The sequence below is a fragment of the Algoriphagus aquimarinus genome, assembly GCF_900112005.1.
GTDB lineage: Bacteria > Bacteroidota > Bacteroidia > Cytophagales > Cyclobacteriaceae > Algoriphagus > Algoriphagus aquimarinus.
Map to the genome: position 1 here is coordinate 170,879 of NZ_FOKK01000004.1, position 20,718 is coordinate 191,596.

The 20,718-nt window shown below is 41.0% G+C and carries 15 protein-coding genes; 13 read left to right on the forward strand and 2 right to left on the reverse strand.

The window, feature by feature from the left end:
* Position 1 precedes the first annotated feature (1 nt).
* Positions 2-460 carry a (2Fe-2S)-binding protein gene (locus BM291_RS06675; protein WP_092895583.1) on the reverse strand — a complete coding sequence of 153 codons (459 nt, stop codon included), beginning with the start codon at positions 458-460 and terminating at the stop codon, positions 2-4.
* Positions 461-760: 300 nt separating this feature from the next.
* On the opposite strand from BM291_RS06675, the gene BM291_RS06680 reads away from it, so the two are divergent.
* The 3 genes from BM291_RS06680 (at position 761) to BM291_RS06690 (ending at position 4,617) form a co-directional block, all read left to right on the forward strand.
* Complete coding sequence (locus BM291_RS06680; protein ID WP_092895585.1) at positions 761-2,989, forward strand: heavy metal translocating P-type ATPase; 2,229 nt, start codon at positions 761-763, stop codon at positions 2,987-2,989.
* 235 nt (positions 2,990-3,224) lie between these two features.
* Complete coding sequence (locus tag BM291_RS06685) at positions 3,225-3,434, forward strand: heavy-metal-associated domain-containing protein (RefSeq protein ID WP_092895587.1); 210 nt, start codon at positions 3,225-3,227, stop codon at positions 3,432-3,434.
* Positions 3,435-3,918: 484 nt separating this feature from the next.
* On the forward strand, positions 3,919-4,617 hold the full coding sequence (locus tag BM291_RS06690; protein ID WP_175499660.1) for an AAA family ATPase: 699 nt from the start codon (positions 3,919-3,921) through the stop codon (positions 4,615-4,617).
* 8 nt (positions 4,618-4,625) lie between these two features.
* Here the strand turns inward: BM291_RS06690 and BM291_RS06695 are convergent, their stop codons facing one another.
* A complete protein-coding gene (locus BM291_RS06695) occupies positions 4,626-5,843 on the reverse strand; it encodes a DUF2254 domain-containing protein (protein ID WP_092895591.1) in 1,218 nt (405 codons plus the stop codon).
* A gap of 164 nt (positions 5,844-6,007) precedes the next feature.
* Here BM291_RS06695 and BM291_RS06700 point away from each other — a divergent pair, with 164 nt between their 5' ends.
* The 10 genes from BM291_RS06700 to BM291_RS06745 all read left to right on the forward strand — a co-directional run bounded on the left by BM291_RS06700 (position 6,008) and on the right by BM291_RS06745 (position 20,297).
* Positions 6,008-6,427, forward strand: coding sequence for a CHY zinc finger protein (locus tag BM291_RS06700; protein WP_092895593.1), 420 nt, complete (start codon positions 6,008-6,010; stop codon positions 6,425-6,427).
* 172 nt (positions 6,428-6,599) lie between these two features.
* Positions 6,600-7,016 (forward strand): HYC_CC_PP family protein, encoded by a 417-nt coding sequence (locus tag BM291_RS06705; protein WP_139229055.1) that lies wholly within the window; start codon positions 6,600-6,602, stop codon positions 7,014-7,016.
* A gap of 97 nt (positions 7,017-7,113) precedes the next feature.
* Complete coding sequence (locus tag BM291_RS06710) at positions 7,114-10,932, forward strand: efflux RND transporter permease subunit (RefSeq protein WP_092895597.1); 3,819 nt, start codon at positions 7,114-7,116, stop codon at positions 10,930-10,932.
* Positions 10,933-10,934: 2 nt separating this feature from the next.
* Positions 10,935-12,164 carry a TolC family protein gene (locus tag BM291_RS06715; RefSeq protein ID WP_092895599.1) on the forward strand — a complete coding sequence of 410 codons (1,230 nt, stop codon included), beginning with the start codon at positions 10,935-10,937 and terminating at the stop codon, positions 12,162-12,164.
* Positions 12,165-12,166: 2 nt separating this feature from the next.
* Complete coding sequence (locus BM291_RS06720; protein ID WP_092895601.1) at positions 12,167-12,625, forward strand: DUF305 domain-containing protein; 459 nt, start codon at positions 12,167-12,169, stop codon at positions 12,623-12,625.
* Between the two features lie 6 nt (positions 12,626-12,631).
* Positions 12,632-15,028 carry a multicopper oxidase domain-containing protein gene (locus BM291_RS06725; protein ID WP_092895603.1) on the forward strand — a complete coding sequence of 799 codons (2,397 nt, stop codon included), beginning with the start codon at positions 12,632-12,634 and terminating at the stop codon, positions 15,026-15,028.
* Positions 15,029-15,061: 33 nt separating this feature from the next.
* On the forward strand, positions 15,062-17,101 hold the full coding sequence (locus BM291_RS06730) for a copper-translocating P-type ATPase (protein WP_092895605.1): 2,040 nt from the start codon (positions 15,062-15,064) through the stop codon (positions 17,099-17,101).
* The gene (locus tag BM291_RS06735) at positions 17,102-18,892 is read left to right on the forward strand and encodes an efflux RND transporter periplasmic adaptor subunit (protein ID WP_092895607.1); all 1,791 of its coding nucleotides are present in this window, start codon (positions 17,102-17,104) and stop codon (positions 18,890-18,892) included. It begins immediately after the preceding gene.
* Positions 18,893-18,915: 23 nt separating this feature from the next.
* Positions 18,916-19,515 carry a DUF2911 domain-containing protein gene (locus BM291_RS06740; protein WP_245786791.1) on the forward strand — a complete coding sequence of 200 codons (600 nt, stop codon included), beginning with the start codon at positions 18,916-18,918 and terminating at the stop codon, positions 19,513-19,515.
* 221 nt (positions 19,516-19,736) lie between these two features.
* Positions 19,737-20,297 carry a DUF3347 domain-containing protein gene (locus BM291_RS06745; RefSeq protein ID WP_175499661.1) on the forward strand — a complete coding sequence of 187 codons (561 nt, stop codon included), beginning with the start codon at positions 19,737-19,739 and terminating at the stop codon, positions 20,295-20,297.
* Positions 20,298-20,718: the final 421 nt, after the last annotated feature.

Consider the following 20,718-nt stretch of genomic DNA (forward strand, 5'->3'; position numbering starts at 1 on the left):
ATTATTTGGAATTAGCAGCCATTGCAACGGCCTCTCTGATCTTATGATAAGTGCCACATCTACAGATATTTCTATTCATCGCTTCATCTATCTCTTCCATTGATGGCGCAGGATTCTTTTTGAGGAACGCTGAAGCATTCATAATCTGACCAGCTTGGCAATAGCCGCACTGGGCCACGTCTACTTCTTCCCATGCTTTTTGCACCGGATGATCACCGTCTTTGGAAAGTCCTTCTATAGTAGTGATCTCATCTTCTGTAAGACTAGCGGCTGGAGTGATGCATGAAAATATAGCCTCGCCATTTCTGTGTACTGTGCAAGCTCCGCATTGGGCAATGCCACAGGAGTATTTTGTGCCAACTAATCCGAGATGATCTCGAAGCACCCACAGTAGTGGAGTATCTTCTTCTACATCAACCGAAGTAGCCTTTCCGTTGATTTTAAGGTTTATTAGTGCCATGGTTTATTGATTAATTTTATCCGTTTAATGTAAAGAAAATCAGATAAGTATAGAAACCGATTATAAAAATTCTGAGTGATTCTGCTTAGTTTGATTCTTAGAACTATCCTAATGGAAACTATACTAGGCGAAGGAATTCAGCTCCAATTCTTTATTGCATATGTATTTCTTCCACTTTGAGCTGATATCTTTTGACTCTCTCCCTCTTACAAAATCTTATAACTTTTACTCAAAATTCCATAACACTTCCCTTGTGGAGTCTTTCTAAGTTTGTAATGTCAACCAACGACTAATCAGCTCATGGCAAATTCAACTCAAATAATACATAAGGAAACTTTCCCTATAACAGGCATGACCTGCGCGGCATGTGCCTCTAGTGTGGAAACTATTCTTTCATATACTGACGGGGTCAAATCCGCTCAAGTGAACTTCGCAAGTAGTACAGTTTTAGTAGAATATACAGATGAAATCAATCCAGAAGGCTTAAATGCGGCACTTACTGCTATTGGTTATGGACTTATCACTGATACTGAAGATGTAGAAGAAAAGGTCTCCAGTAAGCAAAAAGAGCATTATCAAGAGCTGAAAAAGGATACTATTGGAGCAGGGATTCTTACTCTTCCAATATTTATCATTGGGATGTTTTTTATGCATTGGCATCCAGGTGCATGGGTTTCCCTAATCTTAGCAATCCCAGTTCTGACTGTTTTTGGAAAGAGGTTCTTTGTAAGCGCATGGAAGCAAGCAAAAAATAAAACGGTCAATATGGATACGCTGGTAGCTTTGAGTACTGGTATCGCATTCATTTTCAGTCTATTCAATACCCTATTCCCTGAGTTTTGGATTAGCCGTGGATTTGAACCACATGTTTACTATGAAGCGGCTACGGTGATTATTACTTTCATTCTTTTCGGAAAAATGCTGGAGGAAAGTGCGAAAGCTAAAACTTCCTCTGCTCTTAAGAATCTTATGGGACTTCAGCCCAAAACATTGAAAGCAATTGTTGATGGGGTGGAGCAAGAAATACCTATTTCTGAAGTTCAAAAAGGATATGAAATCATCGTTCGCCCAGGGGAGAAAATCCCTGTGGATGGGAAAGTGATCTCGGGAAATTCTTTTGTGGATGAAAGTATGATCAGTGGTGAACCTATCGCTGTGGAGAAAACTGAAAGTGATGATGTTTTCGCCGGTACCATAAATCAAAAAGGAAGTTTTCACTTTACAGCCGAAAAGGTCGGTAGTGAAACAGTTCTTTCGCAGATTATCAAACGAGTGCAAGAGGCTCAGGGAAGTAAAGCTCCGGTTCAGAAACTGGTGGATAAGATCGCTTCAATCTTTGTCCCTACGGTTATCGGAATTTCGATTCTGACTTTCGCAATTTGGATGCTTATAGGCGGAGAAGACGCATTGTCACATGCGATATTAAACGCTGTTGCAGTGCTGGTAATCGCCTGTCCTTGTGCTTTGGGACTGGCTACTCCTACCGCAATCATGGTCGGAATTGGTAAAGGAGCTGAAAACCATATTTTGATTAAAGACGCAGAAAGCTTGGAAATCGCACATAAAGTAAACGCGATTATATTGGATAAAACAGGAACTATCACCGCTGGTAAACCTACCGTATCAAACATCAACTGGGAAAGCGAAGAGCTGAAAGTTGAGTTTGCTTCTATACTCCTTGCCATTGAATCCAAGTCAGAGCATCCTTTGGCAGATGCTGTAAGCAAAAAACTTAAGGAGGAAGGATTCACCGCTGAATCAATCACTGAGTTCCAGAGTTTGACTGGCAAAGGTGTGGAAGCTAAAAATCAGGCAGGTCAAAAATTCGTGGTGGGAAATACACGACTGATTGAGGCGAATGGAATTTCGGTTAATTCAGAGCTAAAAAACTTAGCTAAAACATGGAGCAACGATGCCAAGACAGTAGTTTTCTTTGCTAATGAAGTATCAGTTCTAGCTGTAATAGCCATTACCGATGAGATCAAACCAAGCTCAAAATCAGCCATCGAACAGCTCAAAGAAAAAGGGATTGACGTGTACATGTTAACCGGTGACAATCAGCAAACTGCTGCGGCAGTGGCTAAGCAAGTCGGTGTGACAGATTTCAAAGCGGAGGTGATGCCTTCAGACAAATCAGAATTTGTCAAAGAGCTCCAAGCTAAAGGTAAGATCGTAGCAATGGTGGGTGATGGAATCAATGATTCTGAAGCTTTGGCGCAAGCTGATGTAAGTATCGCTATGGGTCACGGATCAGATATTGCGATGGATGTGGCGAAAATGACCATCATTTCTTCTGACTTAAGCGTCATCCCGAAAGCCCTAAATTTATCCTCTCAGACTGTTCGTGGCATCAAGGAAAATCTATTCTGGGCCTTTATTTACAACCTCATTGGTATCCCAATTGCAGCAGGAGTACTTTATCCTATCAATGGATTCTTACTGGATCCTATGATTGCGGGAGCAGCAATGGCGTTTAGCTCGGTTTCTGTGGTATTAAATAGCCTTAGGCTAAAAGGAAAGCGTATTTAAACTTCAATATTCATCATTGATCATTCAGCATTCGATATTTCAAAAGAGTAAAAAGTATCTAGTATCAAGTAATAACTCATTAAACTCAATTATATAAGTCCGAGCGTCACTAATAGCTATAGGATATATAAACCACAAAGTTGATAAGGCTTCGACTTCGCTCAGCCTGACAAACCAAGCCATAAAACCAACAATTTTCCAATATTTCAATTTTACAATATTAAAATTCCTTCAAATGAAAACTCAAAAATTCAAAACCAATATCGCATGTGGCAATTGCCTTGCAAAGGTCACTCCTCTTCTAGATGCTGAGCCAAAAATTAATTCCTGGTCAGTGGACTTACAAAGTGAGGACAGAATTCTCACCGTAGAATCTGAAGAAATCACTGCTGATGAAGTGTTCAAAACTGTGTTGAAGGCTGGTTTTATCGCAAAACCAGCGTAATGCTACGGAATCCCTATAACTAGCTGAATGCAATCTAGATCCTACAATCACCGAATTTGAATAAAATGTCTCCGAAGCTTCAGTAAATTAAAACTTTATGGACTTTATTTCTTTGAGATGAAAAATGAGTTTACCACAAAAGTGATATCGCCAACAAAGTTAGGTTGTCTGGGCACGGGCAGATCAATTTTCATTTCTTAACTATGAGAACTATGAGCTTATGTGGTGGAATAATTCACCACCTAGGCACATAGAAAACATAGAAAGCAACTTAAAAATCTGCTGTTCCGAGTTACTATCATCGAAATTCAAATTCGAATAAACGACACGCCGTCTGGATTGTAATTGCAAATGATGAATGATGAATTGCGAATAATCAATTGAATTTAAATTTATAATGTACTACCTGCACCAAGTCCTTCTACCCAAAAGCCGAAGTGATCAATTTCCATATTCGATTAATTCGCTTGCGAAACTTGACACCATGACTTTCGAAAATCCGGTGACGATTTTCGTAGGAGAAAATGGTTCTGGGAAATCAACTTTACTGAAAGCCTTGGCGATTAAATTGAATTTGCCGGCTATTGGCAGCACAGATTTGGAACAAGATGACACGCTGGATGGAGTCAAATCCTATGGAGAAAGCATCATCACCAGATGGAAAGACAAAGCTTACAGAGGCTTTTTCTTTCGGGCAGAAGATTACTTCGGATTTGTGAAGCGACTTCGGAATTTGGACGACGAACTCAAAGGAGACATTGTTGATTTCGAAAAGAGACTCAGTGGAACTGGGTTGAAACTGGCCGTGGGAGCCGTACAAGGGCAGAAAGAAGCTCTTCAAAAAAAATATGGAAATCTAACTGAGGTTTCTCACGGAGAAGGTTTTCTAAAAGTATTGGAAGGCAGATTGCAGGCAGAAGGCATCTATCTAATAGATGAACCTGAAGCTGCCCTTTCTCCACAACGGCAATTGGCGCTTTTCTCCCTGATCAAAAATCTCGCTGAGAATCACAGTTGCCAGTTTATCATTGCTACCCACTCACCCATCTTAATGACTCTCCCAAACGCTACGATATTCCAGTTTGGCGATCAAATCCAGAAAGTAACATATGAGGAAACAGAGCATTTTACCATCTTAAAAAACTTCCTCAATAATCCGGAAGCGTTCTTAAGATATTTATAGATCAAAAGTTAAACCTTTTCCTCCCCAATTCTTTTCTTGACTTGCTTGTAAAGCACGTTGGCAGAATCAGAATTGGCTACCAAAGCTAGTTGGCTCAACAATAGACTAAATTCCTGTCTAAGCATTCTATCCTCTTTTCCATAATCCCAAATCGGATAAATAGTCTGTTCAAACAAAATGTCAAAACTCAATTCATTTCGATGAACCAAAAAAGGGGAACCTGCAATAGAAAAAGATGATGGAGGAAAATGCAAAGCTCTAAAGCCAAATAAATCAATCAAAGCTCTTAAGCTCAAAATAGCTGTGCCAGGATCATTGATTCCAGGACTTAAAGCTTTTAAAGCAATCTCGGAGAGCTGTCTATAGCCATATTCATAGTTTCGCTCTATAGATTCTTGCTCACTAATTATAATTCCGAGCAAAGCTTCTTCCATGTGCGAGTCGTCAAGGTTTCTGCTGCAATTCATCACTGGCTGCCCCCTCAGTACATAGGTCCCCATAGGATAAATAGATTGCATGCTACACTTATTTTCACATAGGAAATCCTTCATCTCTTTGAAATCGAATCCCTCGTATACACCAGATCTATTGGCTCTAATTATAGATTTTGAAGCAAAATCTGGTTGCTCTATTACTTCCACATTTGCCATGCAGAAATCTTTCATTCCATCGTAAGTGGATGATTTAATTCGATCTATTATGACATTGTACTTTACAGACTGAGTAATGTAATGAAGGAAATAAATGAAGATGAAAATGTCCAAAACGGTAATGATGGTCAGTAAAAAAATACTTAGGGAAGGGATTTGAAAAGATTCTTCTTGTTCTCTAATGGTACTAAACAGGAAGAAAGTGTAAATGATAGTTCCTATATAAATCCCAAGAACAATTTGCTGAAATCGATTACCTATTAATTTGTCAAGAACCCGATTACTCATCTGTGAAGCAGCCTGACTTAGCACTATCATCACCATAGAAAAACTGAATACGGTAAGCGAGATGATGCCTCCGGCTATAGCTCCCAAGATGCTTCGGGCAGTAGATGGATCTTTGATACTGAGCCAAGGAATGTCAGACTTTACTTGCTGGCCAGTTTCTGTGAGGTCAAATGAAAATATTAGCGCGGCCAATATTAAAAATCCCAAACTTATCAATCCAGGTATAAATGCAATGCTAGTCACGATAATTTGATAGCGACTAATCAGCCAAATCCTTATTTTATCCATCTAAGTAAAATTTAATTTTCCACTCAATCAAGAACTCTATTAGTACCCAGATAGTTAAGTGACGGTGTGATTTAAGCATTAATTGAGCCTAAATTTCCTGAAATTTGCAATCTGAATGTATAACTTTCCGCATTCAAAGTGCATTTCTAGACTATAAAAAATTAATGAAATCCCTCCTACTAGCCATATTAATCTTCTTTACTGGCCAAGCTATTGCTCAGCAAGCACCACTTTTACCCATCGTGAAATCAAACATCAAAGGAGTGAATATCTATGGCCAAACTGTAGACAATCAAACTCGCTGTCAGCATTGGCATTCGGATCTGGATGTGATCGCGATCAAATTCAAATGCTGTGAGAAGTATTACCCATGTTTCTCCTGCCATGAGGAAGAAGCGGATCACAAGCCTCAAGTTTGGCCAAAAGCTGAGTTTGATACCAAGGCGATTTTATGTGGAGTCTGTGGGTCAGAGTTGACAATCGCAGAATACCAGGCTAGTGGAAACGCCTGTCCAAAATGTACGGCTGCTTTCAATCCTGGCTGCAGTAAGCATTATCATTTGTATTTTGAAACTGAGGATTGAGGAATGGCAAAGTTGCTAATGATTTATACAGTATAACTTATTCAAAATGAAGCTTATAAAAATTATAACTAACTCACAAAATGAATTAAAGTAAAGCAGTTGTTGTATTACTTTTCTATATTACTCGAGATAAAAACAAACCCTTTCCCAACAATTCCGTAATTTTAACCAATTGAAAAAGCAAATTTCCATAGCGCTCGCACTTCTCTTGATGCTTTCCAGCATCGGAATGGCTAAGAGCACCCATATCTGTATGGGTTCGGAAATGATGGCAGAATTTGGTCTTGCAACCAAGCATTTGGATTGCGGAATGCAGATGCAACACAAAGATCGTTCTTCCGACACACATCATAGCATAGATCCTATTGAATGCTGTCAAAATCAATTCGAGTTGGTTCAAAATGACAGTGACCAAAATCTTAAAGTCGTACAAATCGATGCTGCTCAGCTTATTTTTATTGCAGCATTTACACAAGTATTTGTTTTCGGCATTGCCCCTGACACTACTTCGGAGCAACCTACCCCCCACACTATTCCCCCCTCGATTGAAAAGGACTTAAGTATCCTCTTCCAATCATTCTTGATTTAATACTTTCTGGTAATAGGTCTTTGGACCTCCTTTTAGCTAATGGTTATCAGCCATTCAGCCTAGTCTATTTAGTTTCTCCTTTTACCAGGATTAAATCATGCTTAATTCAATTATCAAGTATTTTCTTGAAAATAAACTCGTTACAGTCCTTCTACTGATCGCATTGATCGTAGGTGGAATAGTAACAGCTCCATTCGGATGGAAAGTCGGCGCCCTACCTTCTGACCCCGTTCCAGTGGATGCAATTCCTGATATTGGTGAAAACCAGCAGATTGTTTTCACTCAGTGGCCAGGAAGATCTCCTCAGGATATCGAGGATCAAATCTCCTACCCTCTTACTACCTATCTTTTAGGAATTCCTGGAGTGAAATCCATTCGTAGCTCCTCAATTTTCGGTTTTTCCAGTATATACATCATTTTCAATGAAGACACAGAATTCTATTGGTCTAGATCAAGAATTCTCGAAAAACTCAATTCATTGCCTTCAGGATTGCTTCCAGAAGCAGTTCAGCCTGGGCTTGGGCCCGATGCCACAGCGCTTGGACAAGTTTATTGGTACACTTTAGAAGGAAGGGATGAACAAGGAAACCCGACCGGCGGTTGGGATCTCCATGAGATCAGAACCGTTCAGGATTTCTTTGTGAAATACGGTTTAAATGCCGTGGAAGGTGTTTCTGAAGTGGCCTCAATCGGTGGTTTTGTACAGGAATACCAAGTCGATGTAAATCCCGACGCACTGAAAGCCTATAATATTCCCTTGATGAAAGTCATGGAAGCTGTAAAGCAATCCAATAGAGATGTAGGTGCCAAAACCATAGAAATCAATCAAGCAGAATATTTAGTGCGTGGCTTGGGCTACATCAAAAAGGTAGAGGACTTAGAAGAGGCCGTAGTTTCTGTTGAGCAAAATGTTCCTATCCGGATTAAAGACATTGGCGTAGTAAGTCTGGGCCCTGCCAACAGAAGAGGCCTTTTAGATAAAGACGGAGCTGAGGTAGTCGGCGGTGTAGTAGTCGCGCGCTACGGCTCTAATCCTCTTCAGGTTATCAACAATCTGAAAGAGAAAATTACAGAAATAGCTCCTGGCCTTCCTAAAAAGACCTTAGCGGATGGTCGTGTTAGCCAGTTGACCATCGTTCCATTTTACGATAGATCTACACTGATTCAGGAAACGTTGGGAACGTTGGAGGAAGCTCTTTCCTTAGAAATCCTGATCACTATTCTGGTAGTGATTGTAATGGTGTACAACCTTAGAGCATCAATTTTGATATCCAGCTTATTGCCTATAGCTATTCTCATGGTCTTTATCGCCATGCGGTTTTTTGGTGTGGATGCGAATATAGTGGCACTATCAGGTATCGCCATCGCGATCGGTACCATGGTGGATTTGGGGATTATTCTCTCTGAAAACATCATTAAGCATATAGATGAGGCACCGCCAGAGCAGAAATTAGTCACAACCATATACAAGGGATCTTCCGAAGTAGGTACAGCGATTCTAACTGCTGTGTCCACCACTATTGTAAGTTTTATTCCAGTGTTCACCATGGAAGCAGCTGAAGGTAAATTATTTGGACCTCTAGCTTATACCAAGACCTTTGCGCTTATCGCAGCGTTGATCGTTTCCTTGCTTATACTGCCAATGTTGGCTCATGTGTTCTTTGGTTTCAAAATCAAAAATCAGCGATATAAGCTTCTAGGAAATGGGTTGTTGTTAATTCTAGGAATTGCAGCATTGATTTACGGCTACACTTGGGCAGGGATAATGTTGGTATTATTTGGCCTTATTTCCTTCGCAAAATTCTATGTAGAGAAAGAGTCCCTAAAAGTCCCAAAGCGCATCCTTCCGATTTATAACCAACTGGAAATTATTCTGGCAATAGTTGGTGTGGTTTGGTTATTAGCGACGTATTGGTTACCCCTAGGGGCATCACATTCTCTTATTTCAAATGTGATTTTCGTGGCCATTTTGGTCAGTTTGATATTAGGTTCGTTCACCTTGCTGGAATACAATTACAAACGAGTATTAACCTGGTGTTTGGATCACAAAGCTATTTTCCTGACTATACCAGCAGTTTTGATTCTCTTTGGCGCTACGGTTTGGCTCGGGTTTAATACCACCTTTGGATTAATTCCCAAGACTACCAACATTGTTGGATGGGATATTCAGTCAAGCAAGCCTTGGTCTAGTCTAGCCCATACTTTTCCAGGTATGCAAAAGGAATTTATGCCTTCCTTGAATGAAGGGAGCTTCCTACTGATGCCAACTGCCATGCCTCACTCTGGCATCGCATACAACAGAAAGATCATTGGCCAATTAGATATGCTATTGACCAATATTCCTGAGGTAGATCTGACTGTCGGCAAATTGGGGCGAGCTGAATCTGCTTTGGATCCTGCGCCGATATCTATGTATGAGAACATCATCAATTACAAGTCTGAATATCTTCTCAATAAAAAAGGACATAAGCAGCGATTTAAAATTGATAAGGAGGACAGATTCATTTTCTCTACTGGTGACACGCTATCCAATCAAGAGGCAATTGCTCAAAACATACCTACGAAAGGGTTGATACCTGACGAGGACGGAATGTATTTCCGAAACTGGCGCGACCATATCAAATCTCCAAATGACATCTGGAATGAAATCATCGCCGTTACCAAAATCCCGGGAATCACATCCGCACCTAAACTTCAACCTATAGAAACTCGACTAGTCATGCTTCAAACAGGCATGAGAGCACCCATGGGAATCAAGGTTTATGGCCCTGATTTACAGACTATCGAAAACTTCGGGATTCAGTTGGAAAACATTCTAAAGCAGGTGCCATCTGTAAAAGAGGAAGCCGTTTTCGCAGATAGAATCGTAGGCAAACCTTACCTACAACTGAATATCAACCGTGAGCAGATTGCAAGGTTTGGACTAACGATCGAAAATGTTCAACAAACCATAGAAACAGCAATTGGAGGAATGAACGTCACTACTACCGTAGAGGGGCGGCAGCGATTCCCAGTTCGTGTTCGCTATCCTAGAGAATTGCGCGATGACCCGGAGAGCTTGGCTAAAATATCAGTCTCTACTCCTACTGGAGCTCAAATCCCTTTAGGTCAGCTCGTTGATTTTGAATATGTACGGGGACCGCAGGCTATCAAAAGCGAGGAGACTTTCTTGGTGGGATATGTATTGTTTGATAAACGAGATGGAAATTCTGAAGTAACTGTCGTCGAGGATGCTAAGCAGTTAATTCAAAGTAAGATCGAATCTGGAGAGCTGGATGTTCCTGCTGGAATCACCTACAAGTTTTCTGGCAGCTATGAAAACCAAGTTCGTGCTGAGAAACGCTTAAGCATCATCGTGCCAGCGGTATTGGTCATCATCTTCTTGATCCTGTATTTTCAGTTCAAATCCGTGACTACCACCTTCATGGTTTTCACCGGAATTGCAATGGCATTCTCTGGTGCATTTATCACACTTTGGTTTTATGGACAAGGTTGGTTTGCTGATTTTGATCTCTTTGGGACAAATATGAGAGACCTCTTCCAAGTCCATCAGATCAACCTAAGTGTGGCTGTTTGGGTAGGGTTTATCGCACTGTTTGGCATCGCCACTGATGACGGCGTGTTGATGGCTACCTACTTGGATCAAAGTTTCGAACGTAATAAAACGGATAACCTTAAGGGAATCCGAATGGCAATCGTGGAAGCTGGACAGCGCCGAATTAAGCCGGCAGTCATGACTTCTGCTACGACCATTATTGCGCTTCTTCCGATTCTCACTTCGTCAGGAAGAGGATCCGACATCATGATTCCTATGGCTATTCCAGCTTTTGGGGGAATGATCGTCGCGGCCATCACCTATTTTATCGTACCCGTGCTGTATTCAATTCGGGAAGAAAGAAAACTTAAAAAAAGCTGAACATGAGAACTATCGCACTTTCCTTTCTTTTGCTTTTGGGGATTAGTTTCTCTGCTGCTTCGCAAAGCTTAGAAGACTATTTTCGTATAGGCGCCGAAAACAATCCTGGCCTTCAAGCCAAATACAAGGCATTCGAAGCTGCCATGGAAAAGATACCACAAGTTGGGTCATTACAAGATCCTAACCTGACCTTTGGATATTTTGTATCACCTGTAGAAACCCGTGTAGGGCCTCAGAAAGCACGTTTTTCCTTAACTCAGATGTTTCCTTGGTTTGGCACTTTACGTGCACAAGAAGACGTAGCGTCTTTAATGGCCGAAGCAAAATATCAGGAATTTCTGGATGCTAAAAACCAGCTTTACAATCAATTGGCGGCAGTTTACTATCCTCTGCTTGAGACCCACGAGTTGATAGCCATTGAGCAGGAAAATCTGAGAATATTGGAAACCTATTATTCTCTAGCTACCTCCAAATTTGAAAATGGAAAAGGTTCGCTAGCAGATGCGCTACGAGTTGATATCATGATTCAAGCATCCAAGACGAACATTGATGTGCTTAAGATGAAAATAAAAGGAAGTAATTCATGGTTCAATTCCCTTCTTTCCAGGTCTCATGATTCCCCTGTCGAGATCTCAGAAAAGCTCGAAATATCGGCTGCTGACCGAATGATTTTACCTGATTCTATCCAAACAAATCCCTTGCTAGAGAGCGTGGAGCTTAAAATTCAAGCCAGTGAAGCCTCTGTGTTGGTTGCCCAGAAACAAGGGATGCCAAAGCTTGGAGCTGGTGTAGACTATGTCTTGGTTGGAGAGAGAAAAGATATGGACTTACCAGATAATGGGAAGAATGTCCTTATGCCTATGATTACGATGAGTCTTCCGATTTTTCGAGGGAAATACAAGGGAGCTCAAAAGGAAGCAGAACTCATGCAGGAGTCCTACCAAATGGAGAAGGCAGAGCTCAACAACAAACTCTATGGCTCTTATTACCGCTACTCTTCCGAAATCCAAATCCAAGAGAATTTAATCTCACTTTATGATAAGCAAGTTGTGACTTCAGAGCAAACGCTGGAGTTGCTTTACAATGGCTATAGCAATTCCGGAAAAGACTTCGAAGAGGTATTAAGAGTGCAGCAGCAACTGTTGGAATTCCAAAAAATGAAACTCAAAGCCATGGTAGCCTACCAGACTTCCTTGGCTCAAATAAATTATGTAACCGCTAAAACCTACTAATTATGAAAAGCAAGAGCTATGTAAAATTCGCAGCAATGATGGCAGTTTCCTTTGTCATTATGTACGCAGTTATGTTTCTGAATGCAGACTTATTCGAGCATGTCATGCTCAGTACTACCAGAACCTATATGACCATTTTGATGATTGCTCCTATGGCAATCTCCATGATGCTTTTCATGTGGGGAATGTATGAAAACAAAAAGGCCAATTACATGATCTTAGCCTCTGCGGTTATCATTTTCATCGGCACATTGACCATGCTAAGAAATCAGACCATGATCGCAGATGTACAGTGGATGAAAGCGATGATTCCGCATCATTCGTCAGCAATCATGGTAAGCCAAAAAGCGCATCTTCAAGATCCAGAGGCTCAGAAATTAGCACAGGATATCATAGAAGCTCAAAAAAAGGAAATCGCACAGATGAATGAAATGATCAAGAGACTTGAGGCAACTAGATAAACTACTATGACACTGAAATATCTTATTAAATCATTTGTATTGATACTATGGTTCTGCTCCATCACTGATAATGCATCAGCATACCAGATACCGACTGACACTTCAACCTATACTTTGTCTATCAAAAAGGATATGGTCTCCAAGTCAGGAAAGCTAGTACCTGCCATGACAGTAAATGGTGGAATTCCTGGTCCTACACTGACTTTTCAGGAAGGGGACTACGCAGTTATCTATGTTAAAAATGAAATGGACGTAGAGACTTCCGTGCATTGGCACGGCATCCTATTGCCTAACTTCTTTGATGGTGTACCATATTTAACAACCCCTCCTATTCACCCAGGAGAAACTCAGAAATATGAGTTTCCATTGATCCAATCCGGCACTTATTGGTATCATTCTCATACCATGCTACAAGAGCAAAGTGGTGTTTATGGCTCTATCGTGATTGAACCGAAGGAAAAAACTTTGGAATACGATTCCGATTTGGTCATTTTACTTTCTGACTGGACCAATCAAAAGGCCATGAATGTCCTGCGCAATCTAAAGCGAGGAAATGAGTGGTACAATATTAAAAAGGGAACTGCAACGCCGCTGAATCAAGTGATAGCACGGGGTGGATTCGGAGCTCAAATGAATTTCTGGAAGCAGAGAATGGAGGGAGCTGACATTGCAGATATCTACTACAACGCCTTTCTGAATAATGGTCAAGTGACTACCCAATACCCTGATTTCAAACCTGGGGAGAAAGTGCGTGTCCGATTTATAAATGGCGCTGCTTCTTCACAGTTCTGGTTGACTTTCGGAGGAAAAGACCCTGTGCTTGTATCTGCAGATGGATTGGACGTAGAGCCAGTCATTCACAATAAGACCTTTATCGCTATTGCCGAAACCTATGATTTCATTGTCACCATTCCTGATTCTGGAAAGATAGAAATCAGAGCCACTGCACAAGATGGTTCGGGACAAACTTCTGCTTTCCTAGGAAAAGGAGATGTTCTGGCTGCTGCAGATGTTCCTCGTCCCGACAAAATTGGGATGATGATGAAAATGGCAAAGATGGATATGAAGATGGGTGCACCAGCCATGAAGTTTAAGCCCTCTGAAGAGGAACCTAAAGAAATGATGGATAAGTGGGGAATGCAGATGGATGATACAATGAATAGGAACGACATGGATCATTCGAAGATGGAGAAGTCTGACATGGAAATGGACCATTCCAAGATGAATATGGAGGAGAAAAGCACCAGTGATTCTTCTAAGAAAGCTGCTATGCAAGGCATGGATCATTCCAAAATGAACCACAATGATCCTATGAATAAACCTATGGATATGAGTGGCAAAATGGACAAGGGAGCATCCATGGACAAAATGCCAGGTATGGATATGTTTGCCGAATACAATTACGATTACCTAAAATCACCAGAAAAAACCAGCTTCCCTGCCGATGAACCAGTAAATGAAGTTCTGCTGAATCTTACAGGAAATATGTGGCGCTACATCTGGAGTATGAATGGCGTGCCACTAGCCGAAGCGGATAAGATCACGATCGAAGGAGGAAAAGTGACCCGAATTACCTTGAACAACCTCACGATGATGCATCATCCCATGCACTTGCACGGGCATTTCTTCAGAGTAATCACCGATAAAGGAGAATATTCACCCCTCAAGCATACCGTGAATGTTCCGCCTATGCAGAAGATCACCATTGAATTTGAAGGAACAGAAGAAGGTGATTGGTTTTTCCACTGTCACGTGCTCTACCATATGATGGGTGGAATGGCACGTGTGTTCTCCTACGATACTCCACGTGATCCAAGATTGAAGGAATTCCCACTCAAGAAACTCATCAAAGAAAGCGATGAGTATTTCAACTGGGGTTCTACAGAAATCGCTTCACACATGACGGAAGTCAATCTGATGTCTTCCAACATTCGCAATCAGTTTAATCTGAATGCAGAATATGGATACAACCAGAATTTTGAGGCAGAAGTAAGTTACGAGCGATACCTCTATGATTATTTCAGAGTCTTTGCTGGGGTAAACATGGAAAATGAAATCGAAAAAAGCCTAGATGAAATCAGCACAACAGCTGTGATAGGTATTCGATTCCTCACCCCTTACCTATTCAATCTGGATGTAAGACTGGATAGCAAACTCCGACCAGAGTTTAGAATCAATCGAGAGATCATGATTTTCCCCCGTACCACCATTTTCGGAAGCTATGAGTACCAAATGGACTTTGGATTAACAAATACGCTTCCTGAATCTGGTGAAAACTCAAATTACAAAAGTGAAACAACCTGGTCAGCAGGTGCCAGTTATATTTTCTCCAGAAACTTCTCCGTCATGGGAAGCTACGATAATCGCTTTGGCGCTGGTGGTGGATTGACAGTGAGATTTTAAAATCTTTTAGATAGCTATTTAAACAAATAGAAAATGGATCATTCAAAACACAGTCATCAACAACATGAATCTCATAAAAAGGGAAAGCATGAGATGAAAGGTATGCAAGGCAATGACCACAGCATGCATCATATGCACATGATCGAGGATTTCAAAAAGCGATTCTGGATTTCTCTAGTGATCACCTTGCCGATAGTCGTGCTGGCTCCAATGATCCAGGAGCTTGTTGGCTATGAATTTAGGTTCGAGGGTGACCGATACCTGCAATTTGCGCTCTCCTCTTTGGTTTTCTTTTACGGAGGTTGGCCTTTCTTAAAAGGCATGGTGGATGAACTGAAGAACAAGAAACCAGGAATGATGACCCTGATTGCCTTGGCCATTTCGGTAGCCTATTTCTATAGCTCCGCAGTGGTATTTGGCTTAGGAGGAAAAATATTCTTTTGGGAGCTCGTCAGTTTAATAGACATCATGCTGCTGGGTCACTGGATAGAAATGAAATCCGTCATGGGTGCATCGAATGCCTTGCAGGAATTGGCCAAGATGATGCCCTCGGAAGCTAGGAGAATTAAGGAAAATGGAGAGTCAGAAGATGTTCCTATTTCGGAGTTGAAATCTGGAGACACTATTCTGGTGAGACCTGGCGAGAAAATCCCTGCTGACGGACAAGTACTTGAAGGAAGCAGTCATGTAAATGAATCCATGCTCACAGGTGAATCTAAGCCTGTATCCAAACAAAAAGACGATCAGGTAATTGGTGGTTCGGTGAACGACAACGGAGCCCTCAAAATCAAAGTCAAACATACCGGTGAAGATTCCTATTTATCCAAAGTAATTGGGTTAGTGACCGAGGCACAGAAAACCAAGTCAAAAACTCAGGATTTAGCTAATAAAGCTGCGGGATGGCTGTTTTACATCGCTTTGGCAGCAGGGATTATCACCTTGGTCGTTTGGTTGAGTTTGGGCAAAGACTTCAATTATGCGCTAGAGCGTATGGTCACGGTCATGATCATATCCTGTCCTCACGCATTAGGTTTGGCAGTGCCGCTAGTTGTCGCAATTTCCACCTCCGTATCGGCCAAGCATGGGTTATTGATTCGTAACAGAACAGCTTTCGAAAATTCTAGAAAACTGACCACCATCATATTTGATAAGACTGGAACCTTGACTAAGGGGGAATTTGGAGTGACTCGATTTAAAAGCGTAGATGGGGAAATGGACGATCAGAAAATGCTTGCCATAGCAGCTTCACTTGAGAATAGTTCCGAACATCCTATCGCCGCCGGGATAGTTAGAAAGTCCAAAGAGTTAGATCTTAAACTTGAGGAGCCAGATAATTTCCAGAACATCACAGGAATGGGCATAACAGCTAATCTGGCAGGAAAGGAAATTAGCATTTTGAGCCCAGGAGGATTAAAACAAAAAGGCATTGAGCAACCTGAAGGAGCTTTTAAAACAAAAGATGAAACAATAGTCTTTGTTCTTTCAGATGAAAAACTAATAGGTTTCATCGCGTTGGCGGATGAGATCCGTGAGGAATCCAAAGAGGCAATAGAGACACTTAAAAAGCAGGGTATAAAAATACTTATGGCGACAGGAGACAATGAAATAGTCGCTAAAGCAGTAAGTGAAACACTCGGGCTAGACGGTTACTATGCTGAAGTAATGCCGGAAGACAAGCAGAAGATTATCAAAGATTTGCAAGCAAAAGGTGAATTCGTGGCAATGACCGGAGATGGTGTTAACGATGCTCCAGCTTTGGCACAGGCAGATGTGGGAATTGCAGTGGGTTCAGGAACAGACGTTGCCGCCGAAACTGCCGATATCATTTTGGTCAATAGCAATCCAAAAGATATTGCCAATCTGATTCTTTTCGGTGCGGCTACTTACAAGAAAATGATGCAGAATATCTGGTGGGCAGCAGGCTACAATATCGTGGCCGTTCCACTGGCAGCGGGTGTATTAGCCGGCGCGGGAATCATCCTAAGTCCTGCCATCGGTGCAGCTCTGATGAGCTTAAGTACAGTGATCGTGGCGTTAAACGCACAGTTATTAAAAAGACAAATTAAATCATAAATGAAAAATTTACTCAATAACAAATTTGTCCTGATAGCCCTCACTTTGGTGGTCGGACTGGCTTTAGGTTGGCTGATCAAGCCTTCTTCGGCACCAAAAATGGAAACTGATGAACATGAACACATAGAGTCTATAGCGGGAATCCCTATTACTTATACCTGTTCTATGCACCCTCAGATTCGGCAGAATGAGCCTGGAGATTGCCCTATCTGCGGAATGGATCTGATTCCTTTGGATAATGATAATTCAGATGCTGACCCTATGGCGTTGACCATGTCCCCTACTGCAATGCAGTTGGCCGGAGTTCAATCACTAGTAGTAGGAAATGCGGATGCTAATAAGTCCATCCGCTTGAATGGCAAAATCCAGGCAGATGAACGTCAGAATTACACACAATCTGCTCATATTCCTGGCAGGATAGAGAATTTGTCAGTCAATTTTACTGGGGAATATGTCAAAAAAGGTCAGGTGTTGGGACAAATCTACTCGCCGGAATTGGCTACAGCTCAAGAGGAGCTTTTTCAAGCACAAAAGATCAAAGACACACAGCCTGCGCTTTTCAATGCAGCTAAAGAAAAGCTCAAAAACTGGAAGCTGACTGATTCTCAGATCTCACAAATTCTTACTACAGGAAAAGTGACTGAGCAACTACCAATTTTAGCTAATGTATCTGGCTACGTGACTGAGAAAATGGTCAATCTGGGCGATTATGTAAATCGTGGAGAACCTATCTATCAGATCGCTGATCTCAGCAAAGTCTGGGTACTATTTGATGTCTATGAATCAGAATTACAATGGATTAAGAAAGGTGATCAGATTGAATTTACTGTACAGTCACTTCCTGGAGAGACTTTCACAGGAAAACTAAGCTACATAGACCCAATGATCAACCCTCAGACTAGAGTTGCAAAAGCAAGGCTGGAAGTGAGCAATTCAAATCTGAAGTTCAAACCTGAGATGTTTGTTTCTGGAAAGGTGGAAAGCAAAGGATCATCTAAAGACAACAGTATAGTGGTTCCAAAAACCGCGGTGATGTGGACAGGAACGAGATCTGTGGTTTATGTAAAAAACGTTACAGATCAAGCAGTCTCTTTCAAACTTCGAGATGTTACCCTTGGTGCCGCTTTGGGTTCGGAATACGTCATTACTGCCGGGCTAGAATCCGGTGAAGAAATAGCGGTAAATGGCACATTCAGTATTGATGCGGCAGCTCAACTAGCGGGAAAACCAAGCATGATGTCTCCTGACGGAGGAGCCGCTATGACCGGGCATAATCATGGAGGCACATCTGAAGTAAAAATGCAAACTACAAGTCAGACCACGGGAGGTTCTGTGGTAGTATCTACCCAAGCTAAAAATGAGTTGAAACCAGTTTTTGACAACTATTTCAAGCTAAAAAATGCCTTGACCAAGGACGACTTGGCTAGCGCCAAATCAACGGCAGCGACTATGCTTGCTTCGGTGGAAAAAGTAAATATGTCTGAGTTCAAAGGCGATGCCCACATGGAATGGATGAAATACGAAACAAAAATCAAAGCTGTTCTAGGTAAAATTAAGTCTCAAAAAGACCTGGCTGAAATTCGAAAATCATTCCTTCTTATCTCTGATGAAATGCTTGGCATGGCTGAGAATTTCAAGCCTTTGTCCTCCAAAATATATGTGCAGCATTGTCCTATGGCCGATAATAACCGTGGTGCAGATTGGTTGAGTTTGGAGGAAAAAATAGTGAATCCATACTTTGGAGAAGCTATGCTTACCTGCGGAGAAGTGACTAAAACAATACAAAATTAATAAAGAACAAAACACCCAAACTTATGAAAATCAAAATCTTAGCACTTGCCCTTGTTGCGGTGGCAGCCTGCAATCCAAAAGAAAAGGAAAACCATGACATGGATCATATGGAACAAGAAATGGAAGCAGAATCTCATGAAATGCATGAAGAGAAGCCTGCGGAAGCACCTAAAAGCCCTAGAACCACAGCTATGGCCATAACAGGTGGGAACCATATTCATATTGATTACAGCTCTCCTAGCGCAAGAAGTAGACAGATTTTCGGTGGTCTTGTGGCCTATGATGAAGTTTGGGTAACTGGTGCACACAAGGCTACTACTATCAAATTTGATCAAGATGTCCTCATAGATGGAAAAGAATTAAAATCTGGGAAATACGGATTATTCACTATCCCAGGAAAAGATGAATGGACAGTGATACTAAATCAGGATTGGGACATGCATTTGGCGGACGATTACAAGGATGCAAATGATATTATACGGATCAAGGTTAAACCTGAAACTTTGAACGAAACTGCAGAAGCTTTAACTTTCGATGTGAAAGAAAAAGATGCCAAAACAACCACTATAGCTATGTCATGGGACAAAACGAAGATATCCTTTGACGTAGTGAATGCTAACTAATCAGGAAGAATAATCAATAGTATGCCCGTAAAATCCATCGTTTTTTGGGCGTATTTATAGGGATCCAATTTATATTCAGTACGGTGTCCGGATTCTATTTTAGCTAGACAGATATGAATGAAATCCAAGGGAATCATATCCGCATGGAACATATGACTGGATTCACCTTATTCTTTATTACAAGACAGAAAAAAGAAATACAAAAAAATAAAATAATCACAATGAAAAATCTAAGAACACCATTTGCCCTTTCCCTAGTAATTGCTCTTTCAGTTGCTTGCTCCAGTAAATCAACGGAAGACCACTCTCAAATGGATGGTGCAGATACCCATGAAATGCACGAAGTTGCTGAAAGCGAAGAAGTAGCAGTTCCAACTATTGCAGTTGCTTTCAAAGAAGAATCTACAACACAAATTTTCAATGCATATTTGGCTTTGAAAGATGCTTTGGTCGCTACTGACGGAGAAAAAGTAAGTGCTGAGGCTAAGAAGTTAAAAGCACTTTTGACTGACGATGCATTTACTTCCATCAAAGCAGATGTAGAGAAAATTGCAGATAGCACCGACCCTAAAGTTCAGCGTGATTCATTCGATAATCTTTCAGATCAAATGATAATACTGGCAAAAACCAGTGAGTTGACTACTGGCAACTTGTTCCTTCAGCATTGCCCGATGGCAAATGGTAATAAAGGAGCAAATTGGTTGAGTTTGTCAGAAGAAATCAGAAACCCCTATTTCGGTGATAAAATGCTGAAATGTGGTTCGGTAACAGAGAAGATTTGATTTAGATAAAAAATAAGGGGCAAAAGATTTTTCGCCCCTTATTTTTGTAAAACCCTTTTCATAATGCCAAAATCGTAGGCTCAACCTTCGAAAGGAACATAATTTCCTTTGTTCTCTTTATGCCTTTTGTGGTAGATTATTTTTAAACCACAAAAAGAACAAAGGACATAAAGATCAATATGAGAATTAGCCGTCCAAGAAGATTTTTTCATGTTTTTCTATGGGTCTATATGGTAAAAAAAAATAAGCCACATAGATACATAGCTCACATAGATTAATTAAAAGCAAGTCAGCACTCAATAGTGGATATAATATCTTTGTTCTCTTTATGCCTTTTGTGGTAGATTATTTTTAAACCACAAAAGGAACAAAGGACATAAAACTCAAAATGAGAATTAGCCGTCCAAGAAGATTTTCTCTA

Excerpts from the sequence above, each read along its gene's own strand:
- BM291_RS06700 (WP_092895593.1), top strand. The coding sequence starts at position 6,008 with ATGAAATCCCTCCTACTAGCCATATTAATCTTCTTTACTGGCCAAGCT.
- BM291_RS06710 (WP_092895597.1), top strand. The coding sequence starts at position 7,114 with ATGCTTAATTCAATTATCAAGTATTTTCTTGAAAATAAACTCGTTACA.
- BM291_RS06680 (WP_092895585.1), top strand. The coding sequence starts at position 761 with ATGGCAAATTCAACTCAAATAATACATAAGGAAACTTTCCCTATAACA.
- BM291_RS06745 (WP_175499661.1), top strand. The coding sequence starts at position 19,737 with ATGAAAAATCTAAGAACACCATTTGCCCTTTCCCTAGTAATTGCTCTT.
- BM291_RS06695 (WP_092895591.1), bottom strand. The coding sequence starts at position 5,843 with ATGGATAAAATAAGGATTTGGCTGATTAGTCGCTATCAAATTATCGTG.
- BM291_RS06715 (WP_092895599.1), top strand. The coding sequence starts at position 10,935 with ATGAGAACTATCGCACTTTCCTTTCTTTTGCTTTTGGGGATTAGTTTC.
- BM291_RS06730 (WP_092895605.1), top strand. The coding sequence starts at position 15,062 with ATGGATCATTCAAAACACAGTCATCAACAACATGAATCTCATAAAAAG.
- BM291_RS06690 (WP_175499660.1), top strand. The coding sequence starts at position 3,919 with ATGACTTTCGAAAATCCGGTGACGATTTTCGTAGGAGAAAATGGTTCT.
- BM291_RS06735 (WP_092895607.1), top strand. The coding sequence starts at position 17,102 with ATGAAAAATTTACTCAATAACAAATTTGTCCTGATAGCCCTCACTTTG.
- BM291_RS06725 (WP_092895603.1), top strand. The coding sequence starts at position 12,632 with ATGACACTGAAATATCTTATTAAATCATTTGTATTGATACTATGGTTC.
- BM291_RS06740 (WP_245786791.1), top strand. The coding sequence starts at position 18,916 with ATGAAAATCAAAATCTTAGCACTTGCCCTTGTTGCGGTGGCAGCCTGC.
- BM291_RS06720 (WP_092895601.1), top strand. The coding sequence starts at position 12,167 with ATGAAAAGCAAGAGCTATGTAAAATTCGCAGCAATGATGGCAGTTTCC.
- BM291_RS06675 (WP_092895583.1), bottom strand. The coding sequence starts at position 460 with ATGGCACTAATAAACCTTAAAATCAACGGAAAGGCTACTTCGGTTGAT.
- BM291_RS06685 (WP_092895587.1), top strand. The coding sequence starts at position 3,225 with ATGAAAACTCAAAAATTCAAAACCAATATCGCATGTGGCAATTGCCTT.